The sequence below is a fragment of the Pseudomonas sp. ICMP 8385 genome (assembly GCF_002699915.1).
In the GTDB taxonomy this organism is placed as follows: Bacteria; Pseudomonadota; Gammaproteobacteria; order Pseudomonadales; family Pseudomonadaceae; genus Aquipseudomonas; species Aquipseudomonas gessardii.
In genome coordinates, this window is sequence record NZ_LKBY01000148.1 from 1 (window position 1) to 12,793 (window position 12,793).

Genomic DNA, 12,793 nt, shown 5'->3' on the forward strand with positions numbered 1-12,793 from the left:
CTCGGCGTCGGCGAAGGTCATCTGCTTCATCGGGAAACTCGGTGGGTGGGGTCGCGGTATTTTGCCAAATCAGAAAGTCTTTTTCAGAGTTTCCCTAGGGAAATATTGTTGAGTGCCAGAAGCCACCAGCCATCAGCATTGTCGGGATCCTGGACCGTGGCTGCTTTGGCAGAAATTACTGCTTCCTCGTATCGATCGCGCCTACGTTGATCTCTAGCCTTTTCTATTAGCTCTTCTACGTCCATATTCGTATTTTGGATCCAGTTATGGCAGTGGCGAAACTGCCATGATTCTGGCAATTTCGGATATGCGCAAGAGCAAGCCGACCTCCCGCGACCAGCGCCGCATCAGAGTAGGGTCGATTTCTGCATTTCCTGACGCTCCAGCGTCCACCTCTATTGCCTCAACCTGACAGGCGAAGCGCTTAGCGTACGATTTATTCCGTCTTCTCTATCGTCCCCTACCTGAGTTGTATCAGAGCGACTTGGAACTCTCCCCTAAGCAAATGGAGGAGAAATACTCTCATCTCGGAGGTGAACATCCCTTCTTGAACAATTACCAATGGCTTCAAACTGTCCGTCACAACCAGACCCAGTTGGGCTACTGGGAATGGGTTCGTGGAGAACTGCTGACCTTGCGCCGTGACCTTCTTAACTAATTTTTAACTTGGCTAGCTACTTCACTTCGACCGAATAATCTTGTGTTGGCTTGTATTGCCTGAGCACCAGACTTTGACAACGTTGGTCGTAGACCAGACCATGCAAATATCGCTTGGGCGCTATGCCCGTGCAGCTCGCCCGCATCAGCCGCGCCGTCTAACTAAGGAAATCGCTCAGCTGCACCCTCAAGCCCGCCCCGTGCGGGCTGAGGTCGTAAAGGGTTAGCGATTTTTCGCGCCCATTTCAGAAGGATAATTTCATGTCGATCCAAGCATTGCGCGCTGTATGGGGTACTCAATTCCCGCTTCTGAGTGAGCGAGTAAAAGCGAGTTTGTTCAGCCAGCTCGCTCACATCCAGGACGCAACCACCGAAGCCGCCGTAAATGAAGCAGTATTCTTGGCTAAAGGCTTTATCGTCGCGCTCCTTGAGGCTGAACTGACCGACGAACAAGGTATGCATCTATTAGGCACAAGCCTGTTGCGCGTTGAGAGCGAGGCTTTGGCTCGAATCCGCGCTACCCGCTGAGTCCGGTAAGTATCTAAAGTATTCGAGGAAAACCTATGGCCATCTACGACGAAATGCGCGCCCAACTCCAGGAACTGATCGAGCTGTTGGAGCAGGATACGCAGTACACCGCTGCTGTTGCGCATGGTGCGATTGTGGCCGACCAAGGCACAGCGCAGTCCCACCAGCAGCGTGCTGCTCGCATCGTCGAACTGAAGCGTAATTACGGGCTCAAGTGACCCCTCACAGCCACAACGGAAAAAGCCATGCTCAGAAAAATGGTTACATTTAGTTTGATCACTTTGATAAATGGATGCGCGTCGAACAATGTTGCACCAGTTCTACTGTCTAATCCGAACGTAAAAACTGTAGTAGGTGCTCAGGGCTATCCTGTCTTGGACGTTATTCGCTTTGAACGCCACAAACCATCTACCCTCGAGCAAGCATCGCAATGCATCAAGGCGAGCGTTGATGGTCTAGAAGCTGCTCCAATTTTGATAGCCCAGAACGTACAGGCTTCAGGTACAAGCTCATTCGAGCCGCCACCTCCATCGATTGGTAAGCCGTTCCGCTTCACTCTGACGGCCAGCACTGGAACCTCAACTGTCTTCACTTTCGAGCGAATCCGCTACACAAACGCAGGGCCTATTGGCGCTATAGAGGGGATTGGAGCAGAGAACGCTTACGAGGTAATGCGAGATATTGCAGATAGAATCGAACGATGTTTGCCCCTTGCCAGCACTTAATAATTCACAACGTGCAGTACCCAAAGCCCTGCCGTCGAACGCTGGGCAGTGGCAGTAGAAACATGCCAATTCAGGCACTCGGCTAGAGCAGGAAAAATATGCCTCGCACTTACCCTCCAGGGTACTGCCCTGATAGATGCTCCGGCGGTCGATCAGATCGACAAATGACCGTACAGGAAGGAATGCTTTACCAGCTTCCAGATACTGTTCGTGCTGAGATCACGGCACACGGCGGCGCTAAGCGGTGCACATACTGCGGTCTGGTGTATTTGTCAGCACCGCTCCAAATGGGTGGCCGCCTTGGGTTCTGGAACTCTGGTGTTCGGGGCCAAGGCTGGGCAGATTAGGAAAAAGCCGTGAAGTTTCGCGATGAGTTGAATCTCCACCATTGGGGAGATGTGGCAGAGATAACCACGACCAGCCCCGCAGATTTGATCGAAGCAGGGGACAACGAACTTCATGCGCTGCGCCGCAGCGCGATATCGCGTGTTGCGTGAGCACTGGTTGCGGATCGAGGAAGGATCGACAGTGCACCGTACCCGGGGATTGGACCTCTGGTGCGACAAGCGTCTACCAGCCTCAAAAGATCAATCACCGAAAAGTTGACGGATAAGCACCATGGACGTGAAAGCCAACCTTCACCCTTGCGCTCATTGCGAGCGCACTGGCACATGCAGTAAAGCGGCTAATGGGGCCACATGCGCCTCATGTGTGCAGAGCAACGACCTGAAAGGATCTGGGCACGTTGGGCTTCCATGCGGAATCTGCGGCGGGCTGGGCCATGCCGAGCCGAAGACGGAACGAATCAACAAACGTATGCAGCCGATTTTGGCCATCGTGACGTTGTACTTCTTAATGGCGGCCATTTTGGTAAGTGCTACCGTCAAGAGTCCCTACTTCTCAGAAATTCTGGCCTTCGCCAGTCCCCTGATCGGTGTAGTGCTGGCATTTTACTTCAGTGCGCGCAGCAGCACTCGACCATAGGAAAAGTCGCCCAGGTTCACCTTGGGCCTCACCATTGTGCGGGCCCGGGTCACTACCTATTTCTCATCTCGATATTAGGAGAACGCCTCCTCCTGCGCCCATCATTTGGGTTTATCTGTTGCCGTCATAGGTTGAGTCTGTAAGCACCAAATAGGTGTTATGAGGACAGCCAATGAACGCGTCAATCTCCCGCGAACACCAGTTCGACGACCAGGTAGTTATCCCAGCGCTGGGCCAGCAGCTCAACTTGCTTGGGTTCGAGCCTGAGCCTGCTGTGCTGGCAGAGGGAACCTATTTCGATGCCCCGACAGTGGATCTCGACAGCTATGACCACGTTGTAGTCTGTGTGTCTGGCAAGGACAGCATCGCTTGCCTGCTGGCACTGATCGAACAGGGTGTGGATCTGCGTCGTGTTGAGCTCTGGCACCATCGGGTGGATGGTGCAGAGGGGAGCACCCTCATGGACTGGGCTTTCAATGACAGTTTTATCGAGAAGTTCGCTGCTGCATTCAATCTGCCGCTCTATTTCTCATGGTTGCAGGGTGGCATCGAGGGCGAAATGCTCAAGATGGAAGCCTACTCCAAGCCTCACGTGGTCGAAACTCCAGCCGGAACTATCTGCCTGGATCGCGATACCAGTCGGACTTCTCCAGCGACCCGCCGCCGGTTTCCTCAGCAAAGCGCCAACCTGGCAACGCGCTGGTGTAGCTCTGCAGCCAAGATCGACGTGGGCCGCCGGGCCATCACCAACCAGGGGCGCTTCCTCGGTAGCAAGACCTTGTTCGTTACTGGCGAGCGCCGCGCTGAGTCGAGCAACCGCAGCAAATACAACCAGTTGGAGCCTCATGCAGTTGACCGGCGCAAGGGTCGCCTCGGCCGGCACGTAGATGCTTGGCGACCGGTACTGCACTACAGCGAAGAACAGGTGTGGGAACTGCTTGCTCGCCATCGGGTAGAGGCACCTGTTCCCTACCGTTTGGGATGGGGGCGCTTCAGCTGCATGACGTGCATCTACAACTCACCAAAGGTATGGGCCACAATCCAAAAATACTTCCCAGAACGGGTCACCCCGATAGCAGGTTACGAGGACGAGTTCGGCTGCACCATCAGTCGACAGAAAATCAACGTGGTGGATCTGTCGGCCACAGCGGACGCGTTTGATATCACCGATCTGGACGCACTTGCCCAAGGGCGCCAGCGCGAGTACACGCTGCCGATCTTCACGCCCGAGGGCAAAGCCTGGCAGTTGCCAGCTGGAGCTTTCGTAACAGAAGGCTGCGGATCGGTTTAAAAAACTCCTCTGCGGTTTCCTCACGAACCGAGGCCGTTCTCAATCCCTTGGGATTGCCGATGCCTGCCGTACCTTGAATCCATCAGCTCCAGTGAGGAGTTGGATTCAAGCACGGAGCTTGTCATGCAGCTGTTCGATTTCGATCTATTCTCTTCTGCTGGCGTCCAGGAGATGCCTGCCAAAGTTATTCGTGGGCCTAAGAAGACGTTGGCCGAGAAGATTGCCGAGGCGGTCGACGCTGTGAAGCGCGTCGTGCGAGCCGGCAAGCAGCCTGTTGTGGCGTGGAGTGGCGGCAAAGACTCAAGCGTTACGCTGAACATCGCGTTCACTGCAATTCGCGAGTTGGCCACCGAAGGTTTCGAGGTGCCAACCTTGAACGTCATGCACTCCGACACCCTCATGGAAAACCCGGTGATCCACTGCTACAACCAGAGCCAGATGCAGCAAATGCAGGCTTACGCGAAGGCTGAGGGCATCGAGTTGAAAGTGTGGGTAGCGAAGCCAGGCCTGAGCAATGACTACTTAGTTAGCATGGTCGGTGGGCGCATCATCGCCAGCGTTGGCTCCAACGCCAAATGCCAGCAAATGACCAAAGCAGACCCCATGAAACGAGTGAAGAAAGCAATCCTTCGCGATGTTTCGGCGCGCCTGGGCCGAAAGTGTGCTGATGACGATATCGTTTCGCTGATCGGTACCCGGTTCGATGAGTCCGTGCAGCGCGAGCGGAAAATGTCTGAGCGCGGCGAGAGCGCCTTTGAAGCTGTGAACCTCGGCGCCGGCGCTGGCTCGCACGACTGGGTACTCAGCCCAATCGCTGAAATGACCACCATGGACGTGTTCAGCTACATCGGCCAGGTGGTAGCCGGTCGGATTGAATGCTACGACCGCTTTAATCGGTTGGTTGAGATCTACCGCGACATGAATGGCGGTGACTGCATGGTGAACGTCTACCTGGCAGGGAAACAATCAGAGCGCCCCGCGTGTGGCCATCGCACAGGCTGCTGGTCATGTACCCGTATCTCTCGAGACTCGTCCGCCGAGAGCATGATTGCCAAGGAAGGCGGCGAGTACGAGTGGCTCAAGCCCCTGAACGACTTGCGGAACTACATCAAGGCCCGCCACTTCGATCCGAGCGCTCGATGCTGGCTGGCGCGCACGGTTGATAAGGAAACGGGGACGATAGAAATCGCTCCGAATTCCTACTCGCCGGCATTCACCAAAGATTTGCTGGGAATCATGCTCACGATTCAGCTCGATGAATTTGACGCTGCACATCAAGCCGGTATTGAGCCCCGTTTCACACTTCTGGACATCCAGCAACTGCTGGCAATAGAGGCGCTTTGGGGGCGGTATGGGTACCAAAAGCCTTTTACGGCAATGAGGGTGTTCCTGGAGGTCTACGAGCAAGGGGTTCGCTATGAAGTCCCGAATATAACGTCGCTGCCAAAATATACCGAAGCGGATCTGAGATACCCAGAAGTCGAAGTCCCGTTCTGTGATGATCAGTACCTGGGAATGTTCAACGGCTTACGCAGTATTTCCCATGCGGCTGCAGATGCAGAGCTCCTGACCAGAACACGCAATGGCATGTTGGTCATGGACGTGGTGACCAGCAGTGGGTTTGAGATCGATCGCGAGGGCGCAGAGCTATTCGTGAACCTTGAATTGGACAACGCCCTGTCTCGAGTTACCTTTGACCAGTCTCCGACCGCTGGGCTGCACTACCTGCTGGGGTTGGGAACAATCGCAATCTTCAAGGGTGATCATTCCGACTGGGACCGGATGATGCGCATGTCCAATCAGATCTTCAGAAGCGATCTGCAGCCCATCTTGCACGATCGGGCTAGGCTGATCAGGAAACTTGGCGGTCATACCCTTGGCCAGCTTGAATTATTGCCAGTTCCATAGGCGCAGTAGGGTTAACCAGCTACGAAGAATGGAAGAATGCCCGTTTCAACTTCAGGGCTTGTTCCAACTGGTTGATAGTCAGAGCACTCTCCTCATTTTGTAGATGCGATAATAGGGGCTCCCTACTGACCTGGCACCGCGTCTGAGGATTGGACTTGTGGTGTACCTGGGCGACTTCCTTCAACACTCTATGAGTCGGGTAAATGCCAAAGCGGCCTCACCAGAAACGCTATCAGTTGTCAGCTCTGGGCTCTGCGATATGGTCTTGGTTGCTACCTTTATCGAGGCGAGGTTGGACGTGCCTACGACAGCCTCGATGTAGAACTGTTTCACACCGTGCCGGGCCAGCCCGTTGCGAAGTTCTTCTAATCCCTGCACAACAATTTCAGTTGCCCATCCTCTCCCGCGATAAACTTCTGGAACGGCATATCCGATTTGAAAACATGCAATGCCGTCTATGGGATCAACACTCACAAACATTGACATCGCCTTGACTCGGCCATGCTCGACCCGGGCATAGGTGTACCTAACACGACCATTTTTTTTATCAGCCACAACCCGCACAGACTGGTAGTTTTCAGCAGGGTGGGTAGGCATACCTTTACGAACCTCCACCTGCAGGCTCACGAGTGCCGCGAGCGGGTCAGTCATTGACATTTGATTATCCCGTTAATGGTTCAGTTGGTAACCGTGACTGATTTCTGTTGGTTAGCGGACTTAACCGTTACTGGGCACCCTCGTCCGACAGTCGACTACTGGCCTGCACCATGGTTTCAATCAGTTGGCAACTGATGACCCCGCCCTCTTGCCTGGTGATCAGACCGGCATCTACCAGGGCTTGCAGATAGCCCTGTCCCTGATGGAACTCAAGCCTAACCTGATCTCTGGATTGGGCTGTTCGAAGCTGTTTCAGACGCTCCTCACAGCTTCGTTGTATTTGTTCATTGGGGTACTTGGCCTGTACGTCGAAAGCGGTAGGCTTGTCGGTCATTGTGTCTCTCCTATTATTTTCCGTGGCTTGTGGAGCGTGTGGTGGACGAGGAGACTCTCCGCTTCGCGCAAAAGCAACGTTCAAAGCCTTGGAACATGATTCGTACATTGCTCGCCAAAGTTCAATACACGAGTTGTGCAAAGGCTGAATATTTGAGGAATTACGGCTTAGGTCCACGGTCGCTTGGTTTAGGCGCACGCGCCACTAACCTATGATCATCATCTTGCCGAGTTGGCCACCAGCTACCAGCAGGTTGCGCTGGCCGAGCTGCCGGCTTTGATGGCTTAGCAGGCGCTGACGGCTTGAATGGCTTAGCAGGCACAGCCACTGCGGGTTTTGGCCCATTGCCCGAGTGCAATTTGAGCTTAGGGAGACTGACAGGTTGCTGTTTATTCGATACAGACATCGCTAAGGCGGCATCTACAGTAGCCTTACCAGGTGTTGGGGCGAATGCTTTCGGGTCCATGCTAAATCTCTCAGCTAGAGCGAACGCCATTCTATGGCTGATCGGTAATCTGCCGTTGAGCACCTTTGATACAGCTGCCTTATCGCCAATTTCCGGTAGATCTGAACCTGTGAGCTGCAGTGTTTCCATCAAATCTTTAAGCAGCTGCACCGGCGTGGTTTTGGCTGTGAAAGATTCGTTGAAGGCCTTGAACTGCTCACCGTCTTGCTCGTAAGCGAGAATAGCGTCCTCGAGCTCGACCAGAATCTTTTCCTCATACTTGTTGAGGTCATGCCCGTCGGTCAGCTCATCAAGCAAGACCGAGGCGCGTGCGTAGTCCGCGGCGTCATTAATGCCATTGACGAACTGGCCGCTCAGCTGCTCGAGAAGCATTTGGAGATCTTCGAGCGCGGCGCGCACGGTCTGCGAATTCTCTAGAACAGTGATCATGGTTTGATTCCTCGTTTGTTGCTGGCATACCACTCTGTAGCCGTGTCGTAGTCAGCATGGGTGTAAATGTGCTTCACATAAAGCTTTTGCCTGGCGTAGTTAACGCCTGCAATCAGCCTCAAATTGTTCCCACCAATATCAATTACTACCCAACAGTCATCAGCGCGGTATTTGAAGAGATCGATAGTGTGACCGAATATTTTTTCCAGATCCGTGTAGCTCTTTGGCTCTGCCTCCGTCAGCAATCTGTAACATCGTTGAAGCCCGCTCCGATCGTTCGGGTAGCGATTCGCGGCATCTTGAAACCGCTGCTTGAGCAATACGTCCATGGGCTTTCCTAACATTTAGGATCAAGAATACTCCAGTTGTGTATTTTGACAACTGATATTTCGATCCGCCTTCAGCGAAGTGCCACTTTTTTTGTACATGGGTGGTGCCGATGCTCAGGCTTCTGGTCGACACTGATAAATCACAGAAAATCACACAGCCACGGCCATCCGATCTGCTGGGTACTGCCGCATGAATTCCATGCTCTCGCAGGCTGGAGCTTTCAACCAGTCGCTGTATAGCCCCCGGGGCAGTATGACGACCATACGTTTTTCATCCTGGGGTTTGTGGTAGTTGCGCATGAATGGGTGATCGTCCGCGTTGATGGTCAACATGGTGTAGCTGTGCAAGATCTCCCCGGTGCCGGGATCGCGCCATTGCTCCCATAGACCCGCGATGCCCATCAACTCGCCATCTGTCCGCGCAATCCGCGTGGCTATTGCCTTTCCTGATCGCCAGTCAGGCTCATAGATGGCTGCTGCGGGAATAATGCAGTGCTGGGCCAGACGCCAGGCACTGCGAAAAGACGGTTTTTCCGCGACGGTTTCAGACCTGGCGTTGTAAGTACGCCGCGCAATTTTGGTGTCCTTGCTCCAGGACGGTATCAATCCAAATGAACCGGACAGCGCCTCTACCGGCATCTGCACCGCTCCATCGTGATCAACCTGTTCCGCGCGGCGGACGAAAGGCCCGATGTAGCCTGGCCATAGGTCCAACTTGCCCTGCTCATAGGGATCGATGCCGAATGTGTGGGCGAGCAGCCGCGGCGTCGGCGCTTCATAATGACTGCACATGTAAAAACTCCCTCAGATTATTTACGCCTCAATTGGCGTTCACCGTCCATAACTGGTCAAGCCTCGTGGTGTAGCTCTGGCTCATCAACTCACGCCGCATCGCCCAGGCCGGCGCTGCCGGCACTGCTGCGGCGCGCAGCGTACCCCGCCCCCACCGGTTATTGATCTCATCGAGGACATTCATCACCTTATCCGCCGCGGCTGGTTGCGTATGCGCAAAGAGATCATCTGTGAATTCACCAGGTTGACGCAGATCCATGAGCAAAACTTCGGCCTTGCTGTATCGAAACCCGGGGCGGAACAGGCGTTCTACTGCCTGTGTCGCTGCCTTGGTGATCAGGCGCACGTCATTGGTGGGATAGGGAAGCTCCACAAGAACGCCGTTGGCGTAACGCGCTTCGTCCGGGTTGAACATGCCGGTTCGAATACTCACGCGGATCTTTTTGCACAGAGAATGCTGAGCTCGCAGCTTCTCCGAAGCCCGTTGCACGTAGGTGGCCACCGCTTCCTTAATCGGCTCGATCGTCTCCAATCGCACACCAAACATTCTGCTGCAACAGATCTCCTGTTTGGACGGAGCTGCGTCTTCCAGCGCCAGACAAGAAGTGCCGGCAAGCTCGCGTATGGTTTTCTCAAGGACGACGCTGAATTTACGGCCGAGCAGGACCGGGTCCGCCGTGGCCAAGTCCATTGCTGTGCGAATGCCCAAGGCCTGCATGTGTGCCGACATGCGTCGACCAATGCCCCACACCTCTTCAACGGCGGTGTTACGCAATACCCAGTCGCGTTTGAAAGGATCGCACAGGTCCACCACCCCGCCAGTCTGCGATTGCAGCCGTTTTGCGGTGTGATTGGCCAGTTTGGCCAGTGTTTTAGTATGGGCAATGCCCACACCCACCGGGATACCGGTGTGTTTTAGGACTTTGGCACGGATCTTTCGGCCGAATTCGGTGAGGTCGCCGGGCATGCCGGTCAACGTACAAAATATTTCATCGATACTATAAATTTCTGAGTCGCAAACCATTGATTCTATTATGGTCATGACTCTTTCGGACAACTGACCGTACAACGCGTAATTGCTGCTGAAAGCCACGATTCCGTGCCGGCGCAAGGTGTCCTTGATCTGGAAATAGGGTGCGCCCATTTTGACGAAGGGCTTGGCATCGTAGCTACGGGCAATAACACAGCCATCATTATTGCTCAGCACGACAATCGGCGTGCTGGCCAGATCCGGCCGAAAAACACGCTCACAACTGGCGTAGAAGCTGTTGCAGTCAGCCAGCGCAAAAATCGGCAAGGCTGGATCGACGGCAGTATTAACGCTCATGATCGCGAACGCTGTAGTTAACCACACCCCATATCACCAGTTCGTCGCCCTCCATCACATATCTAGGCGGAAATTTGGGGTTTTCGGCCATCAACACCACTTGGCCATCTCGCTTGTGCAGACGTTTGCACACGCACTCGGTGTTGAGCGCCGCAATGACGATATCGCCATGTCGCGCCGTTTTACTTCGATCAACGATCACCAGATCACCGCTGAAAATGCCCGCGCCTTGCATGCTGTCGCCCAGGATCTTGGCTAGGTACACATGCGGTGCCCTGATATCAAACAGCTCGTCCAGAGATATCAGCTTTTCAAGATGGTCCGCTGCCGGCGACGGAAAGCCAGCAGATACCTGACACGAATACAGCGGTAGCGATTTACCACCGCTCGCAATGGGACCAAGAAGGGTCACGCTCATAAACCTGGCCTGAAGAAATAACTGTATGGATACACAGTTAACTGCGTACTCAACGCGCCGTCAATCTTCGCCGACCGGATGCACAATCGTTAGAGGTACCCCACCAGGACGCGCAGTGGGCTTTGAAGACCAGCCCGCCTTCAACCACTTTCCAGACGGGGGGATGCTTTCTTTGACTTTGGCTCAGGATAAATTCGGTCCAAGAGGCAGTTACAGTCAGAGCGCCCGCAAAGCTTCATCACAACGGGCTGCCAGCAGATCATGCAGTATTTCGGCGTCATTGGCCGCATCCACGCAATCGCGGAGCAGCGCTTTCTCCAAACAGCTTTTCAGCCAGTCACTGGTAGCAGGGTTGTTGAGAACTGCTTGAATTTTTTCGTCGATGGCCATGGTTCGAGTCCGATATCAAGTTTTGGGAGATTTTCTTCAGCGAGTAGCTGGCGCGGTACATGGCAGATCGCGACTCGGAAACTCGATATGCCGGTCTATGACTTCGAACACCGGCGAGATGAACTCTGCCGCAATTGCTTCGGACAGCGACTCCAATTCGAAGTCAGATACCTGCAGGCTCCCAGGCCAGATCTTGATATGTGCAGATTTACGAATGCCGACGCTTTGTCCTCGCTTGAACATCGCTTCATTCACGATGATCCCGAGCATCTCGGCCAACGCCACGCGACTCTTGAAAAGTCGAATGAGTGAGGAAAATTCGCAGTTGAGTATCACCCCGTCAACGATCACCTGGTTGGGCTTGATGTCGATGACGATGCGATTCGCTATCATTTTTTGCCACGACCGTTCCAGTAACCATGCCCCTCCCCCCGCGCCAAGGGTGATCGCGCCAGCAAAGAACCAAGTTCCGTAACCAATCGGTTCCCCGGTCCAGGGGGTGAGCGATGCTACCAAAGGCAGTGGCGCTATTGACATCGCTAGGCTCTGTACGTAAAGTATTGTCGCAAGCACCGCATAGCGCAGGCCAATGAGACCATCGCCGCAAAACTTGTTGCGAGCTTGTCGAAGATTAGGCTCTGTACGTAAAGTATTGTCGCAAGCACCGCATAGCGCAGGCCAATGAGACCATCGCCGCAAAACTTGTTGCGAGCTTGTCGAAGCGCGTCACGATGCGACGGTTCTCCTTCAGCCAGCCAAACATGCGTTCGATGATGTTGCGCTGCCGATATTTGGGGCGATCAAAAAGTCGAGGCAATCCTGGCTTGGTTTTGCGCTTCATGCTTCGCAACGGAATGACTGGCTGCATGCGATAACGATCACAATACTGGCGCAGCGCTTCAGCGTCGTAACCCTTGTCAGCCAGCAACCAGCGGCAACGCTTGCGTGGGCGACCGCGCAGGCTGGGTATGCAAGCCTGATCGAGTAGCGGTTGGGCATAGGCTATATCGCTGGCTTGTCCGCCTGACAACAGGAAACGCAGAGGCACACCATTGGCGTCGCACAGCATGTGAATCTTGGTCGTCAGGCCACCCCGGCTGCGCCCGAGCGCGTGGTCTTGCGGTTCTTCAAATCCCCTTTTTTCCCGGCACCTGATGAGGCCCGGGTTGCTCGTACGGCAGTGGAGTCGATCATCCATGTTTCCAAGTCAATCAAACCCTGCTCATTCAATCGGATATGAAGACGCTTGAGCATCTGATCAAAAGCTCCGCAATCACGCCATCCTCGGAACCGTTGATAGATCGTTGACCAAGGGCCGAATCGTTCGGGCATGTCTCGCCAGGCTGCGCCAGAGCAAAGCACCCAGAGAATACCGTTTAGCATCAGGCGATCATCGGCCCGAGGGCGCCCGGTGCGCTGATTTTTGGTGAAGATATCTGCAACCAGATCCCAGGCTGCGTCGGGGAGTTCATACCGCTTTGCCATCTTGGCCTCCTGGCTTTAATGGCGGTGTATTTTACAGAAAATCGTATTTCTTGGGTTTACGTACAGAGCCTAG

15 protein-coding genes and 1 pseudogene are annotated in these 12,793 nt (G+C 54.3%); 6 read left to right on the top strand and 10 right to left on the bottom strand.

The genetic code is table 11. The features are described from left to right. Nucleotides 1–918 precede the first annotated feature (918 nt). The 6 genes from AO268_RS29470 to AO268_RS29490 all read left to right on the top strand — a co-directional run bounded on the left by AO268_RS29470 (nt 919) and on the right by AO268_RS29490 (nt 6,093). Complete coding sequence (locus AO268_RS29470) at nt 919–1,185, top strand: hypothetical protein (protein WP_076965114.1); 267 nt, start codon at nt 919–921, stop codon at nt 1,183–1,185. Nucleotides 1,186–1,220: 35 nt separating this feature from the next. Beyond that, nucleotides 1,221–1,403: a hypothetical protein gene (locus AO268_RS29475; protein ID WP_076965113.1), complete on the top strand. Its 183-nt coding sequence runs from the start codon at nt 1,221–1,223 to the stop codon at nt 1,401–1,403. A 27-nt stretch (nt 1,404–1,430) separates the two neighbouring features. Beyond that, nucleotides 1,431–1,910 carry a hypothetical protein gene (locus AO268_RS32550; protein WP_130898276.1) on the top strand — a complete coding sequence of 160 codons (480 nt, stop codon included), beginning with the start codon at nt 1,431–1,433 and terminating at the stop codon, nt 1,908–1,910. A 356-nt stretch (nt 1,911–2,266) separates the two neighbouring features. After that, complete coding sequence (locus AO268_RS32830) at nt 2,267–2,407, top strand: hypothetical protein (RefSeq protein ID WP_154220710.1); 141 nt, start codon at nt 2,267–2,269, stop codon at nt 2,405–2,407. A gap of 659 nt (nt 2,408–3,066) precedes the next feature. After that, entirely contained in the window at nt 3,067–4,185 is a 1,119-nt protein-coding gene (locus AO268_RS29485) for a phosphoadenosine phosphosulfate reductase domain-containing protein (protein WP_083743128.1), read from the top strand. A 123-nt stretch (nt 4,186–4,308) separates the two neighbouring features. Beyond that, nucleotides 4,309–6,093: a phosphoadenosine phosphosulfate reductase domain-containing protein gene (locus tag AO268_RS29490; RefSeq protein WP_076965112.1), complete on the top strand. Its 1,785-nt coding sequence runs from the start codon at nt 4,309–4,311 to the stop codon at nt 6,091–6,093. A 180-nt stretch (nt 6,094–6,273) separates the two neighbouring features. Here AO268_RS29490 and AO268_RS29495 read toward each other — a convergent pair whose 3' ends face one another. The 10 genes and pseudogenes from AO268_RS29495 to AO268_RS29540 all read right to left on the bottom strand — a co-directional run bounded on the left by AO268_RS29495 (nt 6,274) and on the right by AO268_RS29540 (nt 12,720). After that, nucleotides 6,274–6,750, bottom strand: coding sequence for a GNAT family N-acetyltransferase (locus tag AO268_RS29495; RefSeq protein WP_076965111.1), 477 nt, complete (start codon nt 6,748–6,750; stop codon nt 6,274–6,276). A 67-nt stretch (nt 6,751–6,817) separates the two neighbouring features. After that, a complete protein-coding gene (locus tag AO268_RS29500) occupies nt 6,818–7,084 on the bottom strand; it encodes a hypothetical protein (protein WP_076965110.1) in 267 nt (88 codons plus the stop codon). Nucleotides 7,085–7,244: 160 nt separating this feature from the next. Beyond that, nucleotides 7,245–7,979, bottom strand: coding sequence for a helix-turn-helix domain-containing protein (locus AO268_RS33410; protein WP_236466703.1), 735 nt, complete (start codon nt 7,977–7,979; stop codon nt 7,245–7,247). Next, nucleotides 7,976–8,308 (bottom strand): type II toxin-antitoxin system HigB family toxin, encoded by a 333-nt coding sequence (locus tag AO268_RS29510; protein ID WP_038445807.1) that lies wholly within the window; start codon nt 8,306–8,308, stop codon nt 7,976–7,978. Before AO268_RS29510 ends, AO268_RS33410 begins: the two co-directional genes overlap by 4 nt. Nucleotides 8,309–8,458: 150 nt before the next feature. Next, nucleotides 8,459–9,100: an SOS response-associated peptidase gene (locus tag AO268_RS29515; protein WP_038445805.1), complete on the bottom strand. Its 642-nt coding sequence runs from the start codon at nt 9,098–9,100 to the stop codon at nt 8,459–8,461. A 28-nt stretch (nt 9,101–9,128) separates the two neighbouring features. Next, complete coding sequence (gene umuC / locus AO268_RS29520; protein WP_038445804.1) at nt 9,129–10,427, bottom strand: translesion error-prone DNA polymerase V subunit UmuC; 1,299 nt, start codon at nt 10,425–10,427, stop codon at nt 9,129–9,131. After that, entirely contained in the window at nt 10,417–10,845 is a 429-nt protein-coding gene (locus AO268_RS29525; RefSeq protein ID WP_038445802.1) for a LexA family protein, read from the bottom strand. Before AO268_RS29525 ends, umuC begins: the two co-directional genes overlap by 11 nt. Before the next feature lie 216 nt (nt 10,846–11,061). Further along, nucleotides 11,062–11,235, bottom strand: coding sequence for a hypothetical protein (locus tag AO268_RS32835; protein WP_162843699.1), 174 nt, complete (start codon nt 11,233–11,235; stop codon nt 11,062–11,064). A 36-nt stretch (nt 11,236–11,271) separates the two neighbouring features. Then, nucleotides 11,272–11,772 (bottom strand): hypothetical protein, encoded by a 501-nt coding sequence (locus tag AO268_RS29530; protein ID WP_038445801.1) that lies wholly within the window; start codon nt 11,770–11,772, stop codon nt 11,272–11,274. Nucleotides 11,773–11,866: 94 nt separating this feature from the next. Then, nucleotides 11,867–12,720, bottom strand: a pseudogene (locus AO268_RS29540) (IS5 family transposase). Between the last annotated feature and the right edge of the window lie 73 nt (nt 12,721–12,793).